The organism is Streptomyces sp. CC0208 (genome assembly GCF_003443735.1).
Taxonomy (GTDB): Bacteria; Actinomycetota; Actinomycetes; order Streptomycetales; family Streptomycetaceae; genus Streptomyces; species Streptomyces sviceus.
The window spans coordinates 6965545-6984597 of sequence record NZ_CP031969.1 but is presented as its reverse complement, the minus strand read 5'-3'; the positions used below and the strand labels follow the sequence as shown (position 1 = coordinate 6984597).

General features: G+C 71.8%; 15 protein-coding genes and 1 pseudogene. 3 read left to right on the top strand and 13 right to left on the bottom strand.

The genetic code is table 11. From position 1 onward, the window contains the following. Positions 1–53: 53 nt before the first annotated feature. From D1369_RS32075 to D1369_RS32065, 3 genes are all read right to left on the bottom strand, one after another. On the bottom strand, positions 54–2117 hold the full coding sequence (locus D1369_RS32075; RefSeq protein ID WP_007381043.1) for a tetratricopeptide repeat protein: 2064 nt from the start codon (positions 2115–2117) through the stop codon (positions 54–56). Positions 2118–2375: 258 nt separating this feature from the next. Next, positions 2376–3002 carry an NUDIX hydrolase gene (locus D1369_RS32070; protein ID WP_007381044.1) on the bottom strand — a complete coding sequence of 209 codons (627 nt, stop codon included), beginning with the start codon at positions 3000–3002 and terminating at the stop codon, positions 2376–2378. Positions 3003–3087: 85 nt separating this feature from the next. After that, the gene (locus tag D1369_RS32065; RefSeq protein ID WP_007381045.1) at positions 3088–4752 is read right to left on the bottom strand and encodes a CTP synthase; all 1665 of its coding nucleotides are present in this window, start codon (positions 4750–4752) and stop codon (positions 3088–3090) included. Positions 4753–5221: 469 nt separating this feature from the next. Between D1369_RS32065 and D1369_RS32060 the strand changes: the two genes are divergently transcribed. After that, the gene (locus D1369_RS32060; RefSeq protein WP_037899493.1) at positions 5222–7024 is read left to right on the top strand and encodes a glycoside hydrolase family 15 protein; all 1803 of its coding nucleotides are present in this window, start codon (positions 5222–5224) and stop codon (positions 7022–7024) included. A 33-nt stretch (positions 7025–7057) separates the two neighbouring features. Here the strand turns inward: D1369_RS32060 and D1369_RS32055 are convergent. Beyond that, positions 7058–8001: pseudogene (locus tag D1369_RS32055) on the bottom strand (LLM class F420-dependent oxidoreductase). Positions 8002–8055: 54 nt separating this feature from the next. Here D1369_RS32055 and D1369_RS32050 point away from each other — a divergent pair. After that, the gene (locus tag D1369_RS32050; protein ID WP_118082750.1) at positions 8056–9696 is read left to right on the top strand and encodes a PucR family transcriptional regulator ligand-binding domain-containing protein; all 1641 of its coding nucleotides are present in this window, start codon (positions 8056–8058) and stop codon (positions 9694–9696) included. Positions 9697–9714: 18 nt separating this feature from the next. Here D1369_RS32050 and D1369_RS32045 read toward each other — a convergent pair whose 3' ends face one another. The 6 genes from D1369_RS32045 to D1369_RS32020 all read right to left on the bottom strand — a co-directional run bounded on the left by D1369_RS32045 (position 9715) and on the right by D1369_RS32020 (position 15704). Next, entirely contained in the window at positions 9715–10851 is a 1137-nt protein-coding gene (locus D1369_RS32045; protein ID WP_007381050.1) for a glycosyltransferase family 4 protein, read from the bottom strand. Between the two features lie 175 nt (positions 10852–11026). Further along, positions 11027–11752: a hypothetical protein gene (locus D1369_RS32040; protein ID WP_118083158.1), complete on the bottom strand. Its 726-nt coding sequence runs from the start codon at positions 11750–11752 to the stop codon at positions 11027–11029. Positions 11753–11796: 44 nt separating this feature from the next. Then, positions 11797–13515: a DNA repair protein RecN gene (gene recN, locus D1369_RS32035; protein ID WP_118082749.1), complete on the bottom strand. Its 1719-nt coding sequence runs from the start codon at positions 13513–13515 to the stop codon at positions 11797–11799. Between the two features lie 161 nt (positions 13516–13676). Then, entirely contained in the window at positions 13677–14582 is a 906-nt protein-coding gene (locus D1369_RS32030; RefSeq protein ID WP_007381053.1) for an NAD kinase, read from the bottom strand. Then, entirely contained in the window at positions 14579–15394 is an 816-nt protein-coding gene (locus D1369_RS32025; RefSeq protein WP_007381054.1) for a TlyA family rRNA (cytidine-2'-O)-methyltransferase, read from the bottom strand. The genes D1369_RS32030 and D1369_RS32025 overlap by 4 nt, the downstream gene beginning before the upstream one ends. Positions 15395–15401: 7 nt before the next feature. Further along, positions 15402–15704: a hypothetical protein gene (locus tag D1369_RS32020; RefSeq protein WP_082319374.1), complete on the bottom strand. Its 303-nt coding sequence runs from the start codon at positions 15702–15704 to the stop codon at positions 15402–15404. 42 nt (positions 15705–15746) lie between these two features. Here D1369_RS32020 and D1369_RS32015 point away from each other — a divergent pair, with 42 nt between their 5' ends. Beyond that, positions 15747–16094 carry an SCP2 sterol-binding domain-containing protein gene (locus tag D1369_RS32015; protein WP_007381056.1) on the top strand — a complete coding sequence of 116 codons (348 nt, stop codon included), beginning with the start codon at positions 15747–15749 and terminating at the stop codon, positions 16092–16094. 4 nt (positions 16095–16098) lie between these two features. On the opposite strand, the gene D1369_RS32010 is transcribed toward D1369_RS32015, so the two are convergent. Genes D1369_RS32010 through D1369_RS32000 form a run of 3 tightly spaced genes read right to left on the bottom strand, consistent with a single transcriptional unit; the run spans position 16099 to position 19018 of the window. Next, the gene (locus tag D1369_RS32010; protein ID WP_082319375.1) at positions 16099–16944 is read right to left on the bottom strand and encodes an ABC transporter ATP-binding protein; all 846 of its coding nucleotides are present in this window, start codon (positions 16942–16944) and stop codon (positions 16099–16101) included. Then, positions 16941–17978, bottom strand: coding sequence for an iron chelate uptake ABC transporter family permease subunit (locus D1369_RS32005; RefSeq protein ID WP_007381058.1), 1038 nt, complete (start codon positions 17976–17978; stop codon positions 16941–16943). Before D1369_RS32005 ends, D1369_RS32010 begins: the two co-directional genes overlap by 4 nt. Beyond that, complete coding sequence (locus tag D1369_RS32000; protein WP_007381059.1) at positions 17975–19018, bottom strand: iron chelate uptake ABC transporter family permease subunit; 1044 nt, start codon at positions 19016–19018, stop codon at positions 17975–17977. Before D1369_RS32000 ends, D1369_RS32005 begins: the two co-directional genes overlap by 4 nt. Between the last annotated feature and the right edge of the window lie 35 nt (positions 19019–19053).

The window sequence follows — 19053 nt, the reverse complement described above, 5'->3', positions numbered from 1 at the left end:
TGCGGCAGAGCCAGTCTAATGAAGGTGTTCCCGCTGTCTAGCCTTTCATTGCATCAATCTTCAGCGGATGTACTACGGATTTCGCAGGCATCAGCATCATGTTTCGGATCCTCTGCCTGCTGAGAGGCCGGTTCTTCCTGGGAAAGCTCCTGCCCCAGCAGCCGCTCGGCGGCGCCGCGGTGCAGCTGAGCGGCCGCGGGATCGCCGAGGCGGTCCAGCGTGTCCGCGAGCCGCAGCTGGAGCGCGGCCAGCAGCCGGACGTCCTCGGCGCGCCGCGCGCACTCCACGGCCTCCTGGCAGGTGCGCAGCGACTCCTCGGGGTGTCCGGCGTACTCCTGGACCCGGGCGAGTTCGCTCAACGCCCGTGCGTGGGCCGCGACATCGCCCTCCTTACGGTGTCCGGCGAGCGCGGCCCGCCAGTTCCTGACCGCTTCGCCGTAGTGGCCCGCGTACGTGTGCGCGGCGGCGATGCGGCCGTACAGCCGGGCGGCCTCCTCGCGCTCGTCCCGGGCCAGACGCTGGGCGAGGGCCCGGCCGAACCAGTCGGCGGCCCGGTCGTAGTCCCCGAGCTCCAGATGCGCGCCGCCTACGGATTCCATCGCACGGCAGGTCGCGTACGGGTCGTTCGCCTCCCGTCCGGCGTCCAGGGCCGCCCGGTAACGCGTCAGTGCCTCCCGGGTGCGACCGGTCTGGGCGTCCAGGTCGGCGAGGTTCAGCAGGGCGGCGGCCTTCTCCCGGGGCAGAGAGCGCCGCTCGGCCACGTCCAGGACGAGGCCGTGGATGCCGTAGAGATCGGGGGCGGCGGCCTTCATGCCGAAGTGGGCCACCATCGTGCGCACCAGCTGCGACATCAGGCGCCGGGCCAGGGTGTCCAGCTCCCCGTCGGCGACCGCGAGACGGGCCGCGGCGAGCAGGGCCGGCCTGCGGATGCGCAGCCAGTCCTCGGCGGCTCGGGGCGTCGGGAAGCGCACCGAGTCCGGCATGGCCTGAAGCTTCTCGCGGGCGTCGGGACTGTCGGTCTCGGTGATCGCGCGGGAGGACTGGAGCAGCCGTACGGTCCGCTCCAGCATGCGGGCGCGGGCCAGCTGGAGCTCGGCCGGGCGGTCCCGGGTGTCGGCGAGGGCCTTGAGCAGGGGGTGCAGACAGCCGGGGACCTCGTACTGCGGCAGGGGTGAGTCCACGGCGTGCAGCAGACCGAGTCCGACGAAGTCGTCCAGGGTGGAGCGGGCGCCGCTCACCGAGCAACCGGCGAGCGCGGAGGCGGTGTGCGGGTCGAGGAGGCCGGCCGGGGCGAGGGAGAGCAGGCGCAGGGTCCGGGCGGCCGCGGCGGGCAGGGACGCGTAGACGAGCTTGAAGACCCGGCTGAGCGGGCTCCCCTCGTCACTCTCCGCATGCAGCTGCTTGGCCAGATCGGAGACGGCGGCCTTGGGCCGGGCGGCGAGCCAGCCCCCGGCCAGCATCAGCGCGGCGGGGTGGCCCTGGCACTCCTCGACGAGCCCCTCGGCGGCCCGGGGGTCGACGGTGATCCGGACCGACCCGGTGTGCCGGGACAGCAGTTCCAGGGCGGACTTGGTGTCGAGCCCGCCGAGCGTGCACGGACGAACGTCCGCGATCCCGGTCAGCGGACCTCCCGACACGGCCACGACCAGGCACTCCGGGGTATCCGGAAGCAGGGCGTCCACCTGTTCCGCGGCCACCGCGTCGTCGAGCAGGACCAACGCGCGACGCTCGGCGAGGGCTTCGCGCAGCACCGCGGTGAGGTCGTCCTCGGCGGCTCCGGCAGGTGCCCGTACGTCGAGCGCGGTGAGCAGTTCCCGGGCGGCGTTCCCGACCGGAACGGGGGTGCCGTCGGGCTCGCTCAGCCGGGCGCGCAGCACCCCGTCGTCGTAACGGTCAGCGACCACCCGGACGAGTTCCTCGGCGAGTGCGGTGCGGCCGGACCCGGGGCGCCCCGCGATGAGCAGCACGCGCGCGCGGGGTGCCTTTCTGCCGGAGAGCGTGTCGAGTCCCGCCCGCTCGATGTCGGCGCGCAACTCCTTCAACTCCCGCGTCCGACCCAGGAATCGGTCCTCGCCGGACAACCGTACGCCGCCTGCGTCCACCGCCTGATCCGTCACGGGCCACACTCCCGTCCCACCGCACGCGCAAAGCCCGCCGGTGACCCCGGTTCGGGCTTTTCAGAGCCTAGTTCACCCTGTGCAACGTTCCTGGCAGAGCGCGACCGGCGAGGACCGGAGAGTCCCCCGATCGGATCAACGGATCATAGGAACTACGGTTCTGCGGCACACCTAGGGGCGCGGGGAACTGCGCGACCAGCCACGACGGGCGTGCACCCCGCCACGAACCGCACCCCGAACGGCGAACCCCGCAGAAACTCAAGCCTCAAACGGCCGTGCCGGCCACTCCGCCTCAGCCGGCCTCAACCCGTCCAACTCACCGGAGGCCCGTGCCGCGACCAAGGACAGAACCCCCACCACCAGGCAGTTGTTGTGCAGCTCCCCCGCCAGTACTCCCCGCACCAGCTCAGAAACCGGCACGCGCGCGTACTCCAGGTCGATCTCCTCGTGCTCGACCTCGAAGCGCTCCCCGTCGGCCTCGGACAGCCCCCGCGCCAGGAAGATCCGGATCGCCTCGTCACAGCCCCCCGGCGAGGTGTAGACATCCGTCAGCACCCGCCAGTCCTCCGCCTTGACGTGCGCCTCCTCGTACAGCTCGCGCTGGGCCGCGTGCAGCGGATTCTCACCGGGCACGTCCAGCAGTCCCGCCGGGATCTCCCACAGCTTCTGCCGTACGGGGTGCCGGTACTGCCGGATGAGCAGGACCCGGTCCTCGTCGTCGAGAGCGAGGACCGCCACGGAACCCGGGTGGACCTGGTAGTCGCGGCCGACCACCGACCCGTCGGGCATGACCACCTCGTCCGTGCGCACGGAGGTCTTGTTGCCCACGAAGGGGGTCTTCGTCGCCCGGATCTCCCACTCCTCGGGAGCGTCCTTGATCGTCATGCCCTGTCCTTCCCCACGTGCATAAAAAGAAGCCGGGGCACCCGCTTTTGAATGCGTGCGCCCCGGCCACCGTACAACTGTCGTGCTACTTGGAACTCTGCCGCTCCACCGCCGCCTTCACCAGGCCGGCGAACAGCGGGTGCGGCCTGGTCGGACGCGAGCGCAGCTCGGGGTGGGCCTGCGTGGCGACCAGGTACGGGTGGACCTCGCGCGGGTATTCGACGTACTCGACGAGCTTGCCGTCCGGCGAGGTGCCGGAAAACAGGATGCCCGCCTTCTTTTCGAGCTCGGCACGGTAGGCGTTGTTCACCTCGTAACGGTGACGGTGCCGCTCCTCGACGTACTCCTTGCCGTCGTACACCTCACGGACGATGGAGCCCTCGGCGAGCTTGGCCGGGTACATGCCGAGCCGCATGGTGCCGCCCATGTCGCCCTCACCGGCGACGATGTCGAGCTGCTCGGCCATGGTGGAGATGACCGGGTGACCGGTGGCCGAGTCGAACTCGGTGGAGTTGGCGTCCGGGATGTCGGCGAGGTTGCGCGCGGCCTCGATCACGATGCACTGCAGGCCGAGGCAGAGGCCGAGCAGCGGGATCCTGTTCTCGCGGGCGTACTTGATCGCGCCGACCTTGCCGAGCACACCGCGGTCGCCGAAGCCGCCCGGGATGCAGATGCCGTCGACGTCCTCGAGCTGCGCCTTGGCCCCGGCCGGGGTCTTGCAGTCGTCGGAGGTGACCCACTTGATCTTGACGCGGGCCTTGTTGGCGAAACCGCCCGCGCGCAGCGCCTCGGTGACCGAGAGGTAGGCGTCGGGCAGGTCGATGTACTTGCCCACCAGGGCGAGGGTGATCTCGTGGTCGGGGTTGTGGACGCGGTCGAGCAGGTCGTCCCAGGTCGTCCAGTCCACGTCCCGGAACGGCAGGTCCAGCTTGCGGACGACATAGGCGTCCAGGCCCTCGCTGTGCACGGTCTTGGGGATGTCGTAGATCGAGCGGGCGTCGGGGCACGCGACCACGGCGGCCTCGTCGACGTCGCACATCAGCGAGATCTTGCGCTTGATGGCGGTCGGAACCTCACGGTCGGACCGCAGCACGATCGCGTCCGGCTGGATACCGATGTTCCTGAGGGCCGCAACCGAGTGCTGGGTCGGCTTCGTCTTCAGCTCTCCCGACGGGCCGATGTACGGCAGGAGGGAAATGTGGACGACGAAGACGTTGTCACGGCCGACCTCGTGACGGACCTGGCGGACCGTCTCCAGGAACGGCAGCGACTCGATGTCGCCGACCGTGCCGCCGACCTCGGTGATGACGACATCGACCTCGTCGGTCGCCATGCGCCGGATGCGGTGCTTGATCTCGTTGGTGATGTGCGGGATGACCTGCACGGTGTCGCCCAGGTACTCACCGCGCCGTTCCTTGGCGATCACCGTGTTGTAGACCTGGCCGGTGGTGACGTTGGCGGAACCGTCGAGGTCACGGTCGAGGAAGCGCTCGTAGTGGCCGATGTCCAGGTCGGTCTCGGCGCCGTCGTTGGTGACGAACACCTCACCGTGCTGGAAGGGGTTCATCGTGCCCGGGTCGACGTTGAGGTACGGGTCGAGCTTCTGCATCACGACGCGCAGGCCCCGCGCCTTGAGCAGCATGCCGAGGCTGGAGGCCGTCAGTCCCTTGCCGAGCGAGGAGGCGACACCCCCAGTGACGAAGATGTGCTTGGTCGTCGTGGCTGTGCTGTTTCGAAAAGCAGCGGTCATGGCCAAGAGGGGGCTCCCGTGGTCGCGATCTGGAGGTGCGGTTCGGGGGTCAGACGCCCACCGGTCCACGGGCTACCAGGGTATCAGCGCCTCGGGGAGATGGCTTCCGGCCACGCTCCGCACACACGCGGACACGGACCCGCACGAACACACCCGCTTCTCACCCGTTGCTCACCCGTTCGGCCCAGCCGCGTTGCCCGGAGCGGCACACAGATCATCTACGTGCGTCGTATCCTGCTCGGACACTCACTGCCGAGCCCGGCCGGAAACTCGGGACCACCCCCACCCGTAAGTGCCGGAACAACGAGAGCTCGTCAGTTCGTTGAGCAACAGTTGTCGTTTTGCCTCACAGCAGCAGGACTGTTTTGCTTCACCGCTCAACGACGCATTACAACGACCCCCTTGACCGCACCAAGCGACAGCCCCCTTTCCTTCAGGGGGTGACGTGGCCGTTCGACTGGAGTTGCACGTGGCCGGGCGCATCGAAGACTACGCACTCATCGGAGACATGCAGACCGCAGCCCTGGTCTGCCGGGACGGCACGGTGGACTGGCTGTGCCTGCCCCGCTTCGACTCGCATGCCATCTTCGCCGGCCTGCTGGGCACCGAGGAACACGGCTTCTGGCGGCTCGGCCCCGCGCACGCGGCGGACGCCGAGCCCCCCACCGCGGCCCGGCGTACCTACCGCGGCGACTCCCTGATCCTGGAATCCGAGTGGGACACCTCACGCGGCACGGTCCGGGTGACCGATTTCATGCCCCCGCGTGACGGTGCCCCGCAACTGATCCGGATCGTGGAGGGCGTCTCGGGCCGGGTGCCCATGCGTTCGGCCCTGAGGATGCGTTTCTCGTACGGCCGTGTCGTCCCGTGGGTCCACAAGCACGAGGGGCGCACGGTCGCCGTGGCGGGCCCGGACTCGGTCTGGTTCGACACCGACTGTGAGACGTACGGCAAGGCGCTGACGACGTACTCGGACTTCACGGTCGCCCCGGGTGACCGGATCGCGTTCACCATCTCCTGGGAGCCCTCGCACAAGCAGCCGCCCCCGCTGCCGGAGCCCGAGCAGTCGCTGGAGGCGACCGAGGACTTCTGGCGCGAGTGGGTCGAGCACTGTACGTACCACGGCCCGTACCGCGAGGCGGTGATCCGCTCCCTGATCACCCTCAAGGCGCTGACGTACGCCCCCACCGGCGGCATCGTCGCCGCCCCCACGACCTCCCTGCCCGAGGACATCGGCGGCGTGCGCAACTGGGACTACCGCTACACCTGGCTGCGCGACGCGGCCATCACCCTGTCCTCGCTGCTGCGCACCGGCTACCGCGAGGAGGCCCGCGCCTGGCGCGAGTGGCTCCTGCGGGCCGTCGCCGGCGACCCCGAGAACCTGCAGATCATGTACGGCATCGCGGGCGAGCGGGAACTGGGCGAGGCCGAGCTGGACTGGCTGCCGGGATACGAGAACTCGGGACCCGTCCGGGTCGGCAACGGCGCCGCGCACCAGCTCCAGCTCGACGTGTACGGCGAGGTCACCGAGGCCCTGCACCTGGCCCACATGACGGGCCTGTCCCGCAACGACTACGCCTCCCTGCTCCAGCTCAAGCTGATCCGCTACCTGGAGCAGCACTGGGACGAGCCGGACGAGGGCATCTGGGAGGTGCGCGGCCCGCGCCGCCACTTCGTGCACTCCAAGGTGATGGCCTGGGTCGCCGTGGACCGCACCATCAAGCTGATCGAGTCCGGAGACGCGGACGGCCCGCTGGAGAAGTGGCGCGAACTGCGCGACGACATCCACCGGGACGTGTGCGAGAAGGGCTACGACAAGGAACGCAACACCTTCACGCAGTCGTACGGCTCGAAGGAGCTGGACGCCTCCCTGCTGCTGATCCCGCAGATGGGCTTCCTGCCGCCGGACGACAAGCGGGTCATCGGCACCATCGAGGCGATCCAGCGCGAGCTGTCCACGTCGGACGGCTTCATCCTGCGCTACCCGACCACCAGCGGCGACGAGAACGTCGACGGCCTCCCCGGCGACGAAGGGGCCTTCCTGGCCTGCTCGTTCTGGATGGCGGACGACCTCGCGATGATCGGCCGCGTGGACGAGGCCCGCAAGCTCTTCGAGAAGCTGCTCTCCCTGCGCAACGACCTCGGTCTGCTCGCCGAGGAGTGGGACCCGCGGCTCAAGCGCCAGGTCGGCAACTTCCCGCAGGCCTTCAGCCACGTCCCGCTCATCGACACGGCCCTGCGTCTGACGGCGTCGGGGGCGTACGGGGGCTGATCCTCACGGTGCGGTGACCCGGACCTCTTCGGCTCAGGCCGGCCCGAGGGCCGTCAGCGTGCGTTCGCCGCCCGGGTCCCCCGCCGTGGCCGGTACCAGGGCGATCTCGTCGAGCCCGGCCTCCGTATAGGCGTCGATCCGCGCCCGTACGGCGTCCGGGTCGCCGACCAGTCCGACCGTGCCCGCGGCCGCCGCGGGCAGGGCGCGCACCAGGGTCTCCCGGTCCGCCCCGCTCGCGGCGAGCTCCACCGCGTCCCCGAACCCCGCCTGGGCGAAGACCTCGCTGTAGCCCGGCACGGTCAGATATCCGGCGATGCTTCCCAGCACCTGCGCGAGCGAGCGCGGGTCGGGGTCGACGGCCGCGGGCAGCCAGGCGGCGAGCGCGGGCCGCGTACGGCCCGCCTTCCGGGCCGCCGCGTCCAGCTCCGCGCGGAGCGACCGCACCTGCTCCGGGGAGACCACGTCCAGCAGCATGCGGTCGGCGTGCGCGGCGGCCGTGGCGATCGCCCGCGGCCCGAAAGCGGCGACGGTGAGGGGCCCGCCGGGCGGTGGAAGGGGCTGCCGGGCACGACCGGTTCGCCAGGAGAAGCGTGCAGAAACCGTCGTACGGCTGCCGCCTGCTCCTCCAGTACGGCGGCGGGCCGTGCCCGGGGCCGGTCGTGCACCCCCTCGACCACGCGCTTGCTGGAGGTGCCCAGGGCCACCCCGACCGGGCGGCCGACGAGGGCCGCGACCGAGGCGGCGCCGCGGGCCGTGGTGTACGGGTCGCGCACGTTCACCGGGACCGGACCCGCGGTCAGCGCGACCCGCTCGGTGGCCCGTCCGATCGCGGTGGCGAGGACGAAGGAGTCCCACGTCGGGCCCTCCCCCGCCCACACCTCCCGGTACCCGAGCCGGTCGGCGGTCACCGCCACCCTGAGCGGCTCCTCGACCGGACTGTCGTCCTCCCGTGCCACGGCCACCACACTGAAGTCCATGCGCGGCCGCTACCCCGCCGCGCCACGGCGCACGCCTCGGGTAGCGTCCGGCTCATGGACAGCGGCACGAACAGCGGTTTCGACACCCAGGGCGCCGGGATCACCGTGCGGCGCGCGCTGGAGCTGCCCGGTCTGCGCAGCGGGCTCCCGGAGATCCTCGCGGGCGCGGACCGGCTGAACCGGACCGTGCGCTGGGTGCACGCGGGCGAGGTGCCGAACATCGCTTCCCTGCTGAAGGGCGGGGAGCTGCTGCTGACCACCGGCTACGGGCTCGGCACCCGTCCGGCCGAACAGCGCGCGTTCGTGCGCACCCTGGCCGAGCGCGGGATCGCCGCCCTGGTCGTCGAGCTCGGCCCGCGTTTCACCCGGCTGCCCGCGGCCCTCGTCGACACGGCCCGCGCGACCGGCCTGCCGCTCGTCCAACTGCACCGCGAGGTGCCCTTCGTGGCGGTCACCGAGGAGATCCACACCGAGATCGTCAACGGCCACTACGCGCTGCTCCAGCGGGCCGAGGAGGTGCACCGCCGCTGCACCGAGGCCCTGCTGGGCGGCGGCGGCATCCCGCAGGTCCTCGGCATCCTGGCCGACTTCAGCGGCAACCCGGTCTTCCTGGAGACGACGGACGGACAGCTCCTGTACGCGGCCGGGGAGGGCCCCGAGGGCGCTGACCCGCTGCAGGTCTGGGAGGGGCTGCGGGGCCAGCACAAGGACACCCCGCCGTCCGGCTCGGCTCTCGTGGACGTGCCCGGGGGCGGGCCCGGTGCGGGTTCGGTTCGGGCGCGGCTGGTCCTGCTTCCGGTACGGGCCCCGCTGGCCCCCGTGCACCGCATGGCGGCGGAACGCGCGGCGGGCATCCTGGCCGTCGTCCTGATGCAGGCCCGCCAGGAGGAGGAGCTGGCGGCCCGCGGCCGCGGCGACTTCCTGACCGACCTCGCCGAGGGCCGCATCACCCCTGAGGACGCGCCGGCACAGGCGCGCGTGCTGGGCTTCAAGCCGGGCAGCGGGCCGCTGCTGCCGGTGGTGATGCGGCTCGGCGACGCTCTCGCGCCGGGCGGCGGCTGGGCGGTGCTGGCCCGGGCGGTCTCCGAGGAGCTGGCCTCGGTCGGCGTGCCGGTCCTGCTGGGCGTACGACCCGTCGAGGGCCGGGTGCTGGTCCTGCTCGGCCTGCGCTCGGAGTCGGAGCGGTCGGCGGTCGCGGACCGGGTCGCGGCGGCGCTGCGGGCGGGCGTGGAGCGGGCCGGGATGCAACGCCCGGGCGCCCAGCCGCCGGTCGTGGTCGTCGGAGTCGCCGGCGGCTGGGCGGCGGCCTCGGCGAGTCTGCGGCACGCGGCCGAGACGGCGACGGCGGCGCAGGGCCTGTCGGACCGCCCCTGGTACGACGCCCGCCGCCTCGACATCGACCTGCTGCTGTGGCGGCTGCGCGACCACCCCGACCTCGCGGCCTTCGTGGACCGTGCCATCGGCCCGCTGCGCGCCCACGACGACCGCTCCAAGCCGCCCCTGCTGCCGACCCTGCAGACCTATCTGGCGCACGCGGGCCGCAAGGCGGAGACGGCCCGCGAGCTCCACCTCAACCGGCAGACCCTCTACAACCGCCTGGCCCGCATCGGCGAGTTGCTGGGCACGGACCTCGACGACCCGCAGACGGTACTGGCGTTGAGCCTGGCGCTGCGGGCACGCCGGCACGTGCCCTAGCCAGGTTCGGGCGGGCTTTCACATGAGCGGCAGGGGCTGGGTCAACTCGTCGTAGACACTGAGCACTTGCGCCACGGTCTCGTCCTCGGTCGGCCAGGTCGCCGCCTGCCGAACCCCTCGCTCCTTCAGCAGCTCCCGGCGCTCGGGATCACCGAGCAGCCGTACGACGGCCTCGCCGAGCGCCTCCGGGTCGCCGTACGGGACGAGTTCGGCCGCGTCGCCGACGAGTTCGGGGATGCCGCCGACCTCGGTCGCGACGAGCGGCACACGCGCGTGCAAGGCCTCCTGGGCGAGCACCGAGCGCGCCTCCCAACGGCTGGGCAGGAGCGCGAGATCGGCGGCGGTGAGCAGTTCGGAGATGTCGTCGCGCCGCCCGAGGAGCCGAACCGGCAGCCCTTCGTCCTCGATACGGCCCTGCAGGACCGCCCGCAACGGCCCCTCCCCCGCGACGACGACCAGGGGCACGGGGTCGAGAAGGCGCCACGCGCGGGTGGCGTCCAGCAGCGTCTCGTAGCCCTTGTGCCGCTCCAGGGCGCCGACCGCCACCAGCAACGGCCGCCCGATGGCACCGAGTTCGGCCCGTACCTTGGGCCGCAGCCGGTCGGGATCCTCCGGCTCGACGCCTCCGCGCGGCCCGGGCAGGGCGACGGCGGCGAGCCGCGCGTCCCGGGCGCCGGTCCTGCGCGCCCGGTCCACGAGCACCGAGGTGGACCCCAGCACCACGGAAGCCGCCTTCACGACCCGGCGTTCCAGAAGGCGCACGAAATGGGCCCGCGCTCCCTCGGCGTACGCCCGGTCGTGCCAGGTGACCACGAGCGGGGTCCGTCGCCCGCTGAGCGCGAGCACGGCGCGGAACGAGGCGTGCAGCCCGTGAGCGTGCACCAGATCGGCGTCCGCGCAGGCCGCCCGCAGCACGGCCACGGAGGTCGGGTCGCTGCTGCGCGGCACGTGCACGTGTTCGGCACCGGCCCCGGAGAAGTCGTAGGAGCGATCCGCCTCGGCGGGGGCGCACACCGTGACCCGCACGCCCCGCGCGACGAGCCCCGAGGTCAGGGAGCGCACATGCGCGCTGCTGCCGGCATTGCCTCCGCCCAGCACCTGCACGGTGCGCAGCGGCGACTGGCCGTGCGGTGAGTGGCTGCTCACGGGGGTCACGTGGCCGGGCTCCTGGTTCGGGTCGGGCGGTCACGAGGAAACGTACAGAAGGTATCGAGCGGAGGGGTGTACCGCGCGCTTCCTACGCGTGATGGGTTCTCCGCCAAGGATGCCAGGACGTACGGGTGTTCCGTGCATGCGGAGAACGGGAGAAGAGCGTGTGCGGCGCGTCGGGTCACTCACAAGAGTGACGTGACCCCTCTTCCGACCTGCGCGAGAAGCGCCACCGGTCCGCAGCCGCCACACGACTCACCTGATCCCCACCGACGGCTGCGGCGACGACTGCGGCCGCGTGCACGAGAAGCCCCGCCCTCCCGTTTCCTGCGACGACAGCGGCTCCCAGCGCAGCCCCCAGAGCATGCGCCCCCACGTCCCCGATCATCACGCGCTCGGAGAGGTCGTCCGGCAGCACGGCGAGCGCCGCGCCCACGGCCACCGCGGCCAGCTCCGACCGCGCCATCTCCGGCGCCCCCAGTGCGACCACCGCACCGGCCGCCCGACCGGGCCGTACGTCCACGAGGTTGACGAAATGCGCGGCCCCGGCGATCACCACGCCCGCGAGCGCCTTGTCGACGACCCGCTCCTTCATCAGCGCGCCCGCGACCAGCCCGGCCGCCGAGATCCCGAACAACTTGACGGCCCCGCTGGTGACCTCACCGTCCCGCAGCGCGCCCAGATGGGCCCGGAACCCCCGCCGATGGTCCCCGGCTAGGTCGTCGTACGCCCCGCAGAGCCCGGCGACAGCGACGGCCACTCCCGCGGCGGGCCGTACCCGTCCCGCGCCCAGGGCCACCGCCAGGGCGGCCGCGGGCCCGGCGTACAACTCGACCGTCCGCCCGGCGTAGTTCTTCCGCTCCCACCGCTCCCGGCCGCCCGGCGCATTGGCGCGCAGGGCGGCCATGCCGGCGCGCGTCAGGGCGGCGCTGAGTCCGAGGGACGTACCCCTCACGCGTCGGCCCGGGCGGTGGCCAGCAACTCCTCCGCGTGTGCCCGGGCCGTCTCCGAGTCCTCCTGTCCGGCGAGCATCCGGGACAGCTCGCGCACCCGGTCCTCACCCTCCAGCACCTTCACACCGGAGCGCGTGACGGACCCGTCGTTGGTCTTCTCGACCAGCAACTGCCGGTCCGCGAAGGCCGCGACCTGGGGCAGGTGGGTCACCACCACGACCTGCGCGGTCTTCGCGAGCCGCGCGAGGCGCCGCCCGATCTCGACCGCCGCCTTGCCGCCGACACCGGCGTCCACCTCGTCGAAGAGGTACGTCGGCACCGGGTCCGTCCCGGCGAACACGACCTCGACGGCCAGCATCACGCGCGAGAGCTCGCCGCCGGACGCGCCCTTGGCGATGGGCCGTGGCGGCGCGCCCGGATGCGGGGCGAGCAGCAGCTCGACCTCGTCCACGCCGGCGGGCCCGTAGGCGACCGCACGCCCGCCGACCTCCACGCCGTCCGGGTCCTCGGTCTGCCGGATGGCGAAGGACACGCGCGCGTGGGGCATCGCCAGCGAGGCCAGCTCTGCCGTCACCGCCGCCGCAAACCTCTCCGCGGCCTCGGTGCGCGCATCTGTCAGCGCCTGCGCCAGCCCGCCCAGTTCGGCCCTGAGCGCGTCCCGCTCGGCGGTCAGCTCGTCGATCCGCTCGTCGTCGCCGTCCAGTTCGGTGAGGCGAGCGGCACTCTGCTCGGCCCATGTGATCACGGCGGCCACGTCCTCGCCGTACTTCCGGGTCAGCGCGGTGAGCGCGGCCCGCCGCTCCTCGACGGCCGAAAGGCGCAGCGGATCGGCGTCCAGGTCGTCGGCGTATCCCGCGAGCTCCCCGGCCACATCGCCCAGCAGGATCCCGATCTCCCCGATCCGGTCGGCGAGCGCGGCCAGGGCGGGGTCGTACGACCGCACGGCCTCCAGAGCCCGCTGAGCGCCCGCCACGAGCGTCGCGGCGTCGATCCCCTCGGGGTCCTCGGGGTTCCCGGCAAGGGCGGCATGAGCGGCCGTGGCCGCGGACGACAGCGCCTCGGCATGGCCAAGACGCTCCGCCTCCTCGGCCAGCTCGACGTCCTCGCCGGCCCGTGGCTCCACGCCGGCGATCTCGTCGAGGCCGTACCGCAGCATGTCGGCTTCCTGGGCCCGCTCACGCGCGCGCGTGACGATCTCGTCCAGTTCGACGGAGACGGCCCGCAGCCGCCGGTAGGCCTCGGTGTACTTGGTCAGCGGCACGGCGACGGCGTCCCCCGCGTACCGGTCGAGCGCCTGCCGCTGCCGGTTCAGCTTGAGCAGCCCCTGCTGATCGGTCTGCCCGTGGACGGCGACCAGTTCGTCGGCGAGCTCGGCGAGCACCCCCACGGGCACCGACCGCCCGCCCAGATGCGCCCGGGACCGCCCTTCGGCGGAAACGGTACGGCTGATCAACAGTGCCCCGTCGTCGAGCTCCGCCCCGGCCTCCTCGGCCCGTACGACGACGGAGTCGCCCGGGGACACGGTGATGCGCCCCTCCACGACCGCCTTCTCGGCCCCGATCCGCACGAGCGCCGCGTCAGCCCGCCCACCGAGCAGCAGCCCCAGGCTGGTGACCACCATGGTCTTGCCCGCGCCCGTCTCACCCGTGACAGCGGTGAACCCGGGCGACAGCTCGACAACGGCGTCATCGATGACTCCGAGCGACCGTATCCGCATCTCTTCCAGCACGGTGAAGACCTTACGAGGTCGGGGCGGGCGAGTGCGAGGTGCCCTTGTCACTCGGGCGAGTGTCAGGCCTTCGGGGGCGCGGGGAACTGCGCGAGCAACCACGAACCACCGTCACCCGCGCACGCTCCGCAACCGGCCCCCACGGATGGCTAGTGCGGCGCCCCCCGCCACCCGGAAACGGGCAACGCGAACTTCGCCACCAGCCGATCCGTGAACGACGCATGATGCAACCGAGCCAACCGCACCGGCACAGCCCCCCGCCGAACCTCCACCCGCGCCCCCGGCGGCAGCTCGAACGTCCGCCGCCCGTCACACCACAGCACACCCGGCGGAATGTGCGGCAGCAACTCCACCGCCAGCACAGAGTTCGGCGAGGTCACCAACGGCTTCGCGAACAGCGCGTGCGCCGAGATCGGCACCATCAGCAGCGCCTCGACCTCGGGCCAGACCACGGGCCCGCCCGCCGAGAAGGCGTACGCCGTGGACCCGGTGGGCGTGGACAGCACGATCCCGTCACACCCGAAGCCCGTCACCGGCCGCCCGTCGATCTCCAGCACGACCTCGAGCAGCTTCTCCGCACCGGCCTTCTGCACGGCGGCCTCGTTGAGCGCCCAGTCGGTGTGGACGATGTCACCGTTCCGGTGAACGACGACGTCGACGGTCATCCGCTCCTCGACCTCGTACGCCTTGGTCACCACCCGGTCCACGACCTTGTCGAGGTCGTCCCGCTCGGCCTCCGCGAGGAATCCGACACTGCCGAGGTTGACGCCCAGCATCGGCACCCCGGACGCGCGGGCGAACTCGGCGCCGCGCAGCAGCGTCCCGTCACCGCCGAGCACGATCAGCAGCTCGCACCCTTCGAGGCACTGCGGAGTCGCCTCCTTGACGAGCTCCACCTCGGGCGGCAGCGGCAGGTCGGCGGCCTCGTACTCCAGGACGCGCACGCCGATGTCGGAGCGCAGCAACCCCTTCACCACGAGCTCGGCGCTGCGGATGGCCGCCGGCCGCCCGGTGTGGGCGAGCAGGAAAACAGTACGAGCTCGGTTCTGGCTCAACGGGGCCCCTCCGCCACTGCACGGTCGACATCGGCCGGGTCCAGGGCGGGCGCCCCGGCACGCAGCCACAGAAAGTATTCGACATTGCCCGAGGGCCCGGGCAACGGGCTGGCCGTGACACCCTTCACCCCGAGCCCGAGTTCCCCCGCCTTCTCGGCCACTGCCCGCACGGCCTCCGCCCGCAGCTGCGTGCTCCGTACGACTCCCCCGCTGCCCAGCCGTTCCTTCCCCACCTCGAACTGCGGCTTCACCATCATCACCAGATCGGCGTCCGGCTTCACGCACCGCACCAGGGCGGGCAGTACCAGTCCGAGCGGGATGAAGGACAGATCCCCCACGACAAGATCCACTGGTTCCCCATCGATCGCTTCGAGCGTCAACTCGCGTACGTTCGTACGGTCCTTGACGGTGACGCGTTCATCGCTCTGGAGAGACCACGCGAGTTGGCCGTAGCCGACGTCGACGGCGACCACGTGCGCGACCCCCGCCCGCAGCAGCACATCGGTGAAGCCGCCGGTGGAGGCGCCGGCGTCCAGCGCCCGCCGCCCCTCGACGGCCAGCCCCTGCGGCACGAACACCTGAAGGGCGCCCGCGAGCTTGTGCCCGCCTCGCGACACGTAGTCGGGATCGCCGTCGTCGCTCTGCACCACGATCGCGGCCGCCGTCTCCACCTGGGTGGCGGGCTTGGTCGCGACGGTCTTGCCGACGGTGACCCGGCCGGCCGCGATCAGCTGGCTGGCGTGCTCACGCGAACGCGCGAGCTTCCGCCGGACCAGCTCCGCGTCCAGCCGACGGCGTGCGACTCCTGCCACGTTCGGTTCAGCTCCTAGTGCCATACGAGGGTGAAGGCGCCCTCTGGTCGTACGAGGGTGAGGGCGCCGGAGGTCCCGGGCGGGCGTCGAGCGCGGTGAGCGCGTCGCGCAGCCCCCGGTGTACATCCTCGTACACCTCCATGTGTCCGTCCGTGGCGAGGTGGTCGGCGTCGCCGAGCCGCTCCAGCCGGGCGTCCACCTCGGCGTCGCCGGTGGGGGTGCGGGGCACGTTCAGAGGCGCGGGGGCGGCGGGGTCGTGCTCGGGGTCGACCGCGACCTCTTGTGAAGGCTCTGGAACAGCGTCGCTCATGCCCAGACGCTACCTCGAACCGCTGGGGTACCGTCGATCGCGATGGCCACGATCGAGGAGTGCCGCGCCGCACTCGAGAAGCTCTCCGACAACATGGGCAACGCCGAGGGGGATGTCGCCACGGCGGCCTCCATGGACCGCTCGGTGAGCTGCCGTATCACCGATCTCGACGTCACCTTCGTCGGCCGGATGGCAGGCGGCCGGATCGTGGTGCGGGACACGATCCAGGGCCCTCCGAAGGAGAAGGCCCAGATCAGGCTGACCATGGCGGGCGACGACCTGGTGGCGCTGGTGAACGGCGAGCTGAACTTCGCCAAGGCCTGGGGCTCGGGCCGGGTGAAGCTGGAGGCGGGCCTGCGCGATCTGCTCCAGCTCAGGAAGCTTCTGTAGGCTATTACGCCTTTTCTACGGCTTCCACGCGCACGCGTGCCTTGCGCGCGGCCGGCACCACCAGCGGAGTCCCCGTCTCCGGGTCGTCGATCACCTGGCAGCGCAGCCCGAAGACCTCCTCGACCAGCTCGGCCGTGACGATGTCGTTCGGGGCGCCCTCGGCGATGATCTTCCCGCTCTTCAGCGCGATGAGATGCGTGGCGTACCGGGCCGCGTGGTTGAGGTCGTGCAGCACGGCGACCAGGGTGCGGCCCTGCTCCTCGTGCAGCTCGGCACACAGGTCCAGGACGTCGATCTGGTGCTGGATGTCGAGGTAGGTCGTGGGCTCGTCCAGGAGCAGCAGCGGGGTCTGCTGGGCGAGGGCCATCGCGATCCACACCCGCTGCCGCTGACCGCCGGACAGCTCGTCGACGTACCGCTCGGCCAGTTCCACGACCCCGGTCTGCCGCATGGACTCCTGGACGACCCGCTCGTCCTCGGTGGACCACTGGCGCAGGATGCCCTGGTGGGGGTAGCGGCCGCGGCCGACCAGGTCGGCGACGGTGATCCCGTCGGGCGCGATCGACGACTGCGGGAGCAGGCCGAGGGTGCGGGCGACCTTCTTCGCCGGCATCGACTGGATGGTCTGCCCGTCCAGCAGCACCTTGCCCTGACTGGGCTTGAGCATCCGCGAGAGGGCCCGCAGAAGCGTGGACTTGCCGCACGCGTTGGGGCCGACGATCACCGTGAAGGAGCGGTCGGGTATCTCCACCGACAGCTGCTCGGCGATGACCCGCTGGTCGTAGGCGAGGGTGACGGTGTCGGCGGACAGGCGGTTCACGGTGCTCCTTGTGCTCCTTGGGGTGTTCATATCCGGCCCGCCCTGCGCTCGGTGACCAGGAGCCACAGCAGGTAGACGCCGCCGAGGACTCCGGTGACCACGCCGACGGGCAGCTGGTCCGCGCCGAAGACCTTCTGCGAGACCCAGTCGGCGGTGACCAGGAGGGTGGCGCCCATGCACAGGGACGGCAGCAGGTTGGGGCCGGGCGAGCGGGTGAGGCGGCGGGCCAGCTGCGGCGCGGTGAGCGCGACGAAGCTGACCGGTCCGGCGGCCGCGGTGGCGGCGGCCGTGAGCAGGACGGCGGCGACCAGGAGCAGCAGTCGTACGCGCTCGACGCGTACCCCGAGCGCGCCCGAGATGTCGTCGCCCATCTCCATCATCCTGAGACCGCGGGCGTTGGCGAGGACGAGCGGGACGAGGACGGCGCACAGCCACAGCAGCGGCCAGACCTGCGTCCAGTCCCGGCCGCTGAGGGAGCCGGTCATCCAGACGACCGCCTGGGCCGCCTCGGTGAGCGTGGACCTGGTCAGCAGATAGCCGTTGACCGCCGTGACGATCGCGGAGACGCCGATGCCGACCAGGACCAGCCGGTACCCGTGCACCCCCTGCTTCCAGGCGAGCAGATAGATGGCGAGCCCGGTCACGAGTCCGCCCACCAGCGCGCCCAGGGTGATCTGGTTCGCGCTCCCGGAGAACAGCACGATCATCGTGAGCGCCCCTGCCGTGGCCCCCTGGCTGAGGCCGAGCACGTCGGGACTGCCCAGCGGATTGCGGGAGACGGCCTGGAACAGGGCACCCCCGAGCCCGAGCGAGGCACCGACCAGGAGCCCGACGAGGACCCGCGGCAGCCGCAGCTCGTTGACGATGAACTCCTGCCCGGCGTTGCCGTGCCCGAAGAGCGTCTTCAGCACGTCCCCTGCGGGGATCGGGAAGTCGCCGGTACCGATCAGCACGACGCTCGCGGTGAGCGCGGCGAGGAGGATCAGGGCGACGACGACGGTGGCCCGCACGTCCAGTCGGACGGAGAGCCCCCCGGGCGTCCTGACGGCACGGTTGGTCCTCACAGCTGCGCAGTCCTCCGCCGTCGTACGAGAAAGATGAAGACCGGCCCGCCGACGATCGCGGTGACGATGCCGACCTGGAGCTCCGCGGGCCGGGCCACGATCCGGCCGACGACGTCGGAGCCCAGCAGCAGCACGGGCGACAGGATGGTCGCGTACGGCAGGATCCAGCGCAGGTCGGGGCCGGTGAAGGAGCGCACGATGTGCGGCACCATCAGGCCGACGAACACGATCGGACCGCAGGCGGCGGTCGCGGCCCCGCACAGCACGGTCGCGGAGAGCATGGCCAGCGCCCGGGTGCGGTTGAGGTGCGCGCCCAGGGCCTTGGCGGTGTCGTCGCCCATCTCCATCGCGTTGAGCGGCCGGGCGAGCGCGAGGGCGAGGAGCGAGCCGGCCGCGAGGAACGGCAGCACCTGGAGGATGGTCGAGTTGTTCGCCGAGGACAGCGAACCGACCGTCCAGAAGCGCATCTTGTTGAGCGCCTGGTCGTCGGTGATCATCACGGCCTGGAGATAGCCGTACAGCGCCGCGCTGATCGCCGTACCGGCCAGCGCGAGCCGCACCGGAGTGGCACCCCGGCTGCCGCCCAGGAACCAGACCAGGGCTCCGACCGCGGCCGCGCCGAGAAAGGCGAACCACACATAGCCGCTGAGCGAGGTGACGCCGAAGAAGGTGATCGCGGTGACGACCGCGGCGGACGCGCCGGCGTTGATGCCGAGCAGCCCGGGGTCGGCCAGCGGATTGCGGGTGAGCGCCTGGAGCACCGCCCCGGACAGGCCGAGCGCGGCGCCCGCGAGCAGCCCGAGGACGGTCCGCGAGAGCCGGTCGGCCACCACGACATCGCCGTAGGTCCCCGTGTCCTGGAACAGTCCGTGCCAGACCTGTTCGACGGACAGCCCTTTCGCCCCGACCGCGATGCTCGCCACCGCGACGAGCACCAGGATCACGACGGACACCAGGAGCCCAAGGACTCGTATCGCCCGGCGGGTTGGGGGCGCGGGGGCGGTCTCCGCGCGCTGTTCGGGAGGACTGTCGACCAACACGCAGTTAGGTTAGCCTACCCTGGCAACGAGCCACG

Coding starts and splice junctions, on each gene's coding strand:
- D1369_RS32070 (WP_007381044.1), bottom strand. CDS start 3,002: ATGACGATCAAGGACGCTCCCGAGGAGTGGGAGATCCGGGCGACGAAG.
- D1369_RS32065 (WP_007381045.1), bottom strand. CDS start 4,752: ATGACCGCTGCTTTTCGAAACAGCACAGCCACGACGACCAAGCACATC.
- D1369_RS32050 (WP_118082750.1), top strand. CDS start 8,056: ATGGACAGCGGCACGAACAGCGGTTTCGACACCCAGGGCGCCGGGATC.
- D1369_RS32040 (WP_118083158.1), bottom strand. CDS start 11,752: ATGGCCGCCCTGCGCGCCAATGCGCCGGGCGGCCGGGAGCGGTGGGAG.
- recN (WP_118082749.1), bottom strand. CDS start 13,515: ATGCGGATACGGTCGCTCGGAGTCATCGATGACGCCGTTGTCGAGCTG.
- D1369_RS32020 (WP_082319374.1), bottom strand. CDS start 15,704: ATGAGCGACGCTGTTCCAGAGCCTTCACAAGAGGTCGCGGTCGACCCC.
- D1369_RS32015 (WP_007381056.1), top strand. CDS start 15,747: ATGGCCACGATCGAGGAGTGCCGCGCCGCACTCGAGAAGCTCTCCGAC.
- D1369_RS32010 (WP_082319375.1), bottom strand. CDS start 16,944: ATGAACACCCCAAGGAGCACAAGGAGCACCGTGAACCGCCTGTCCGCC.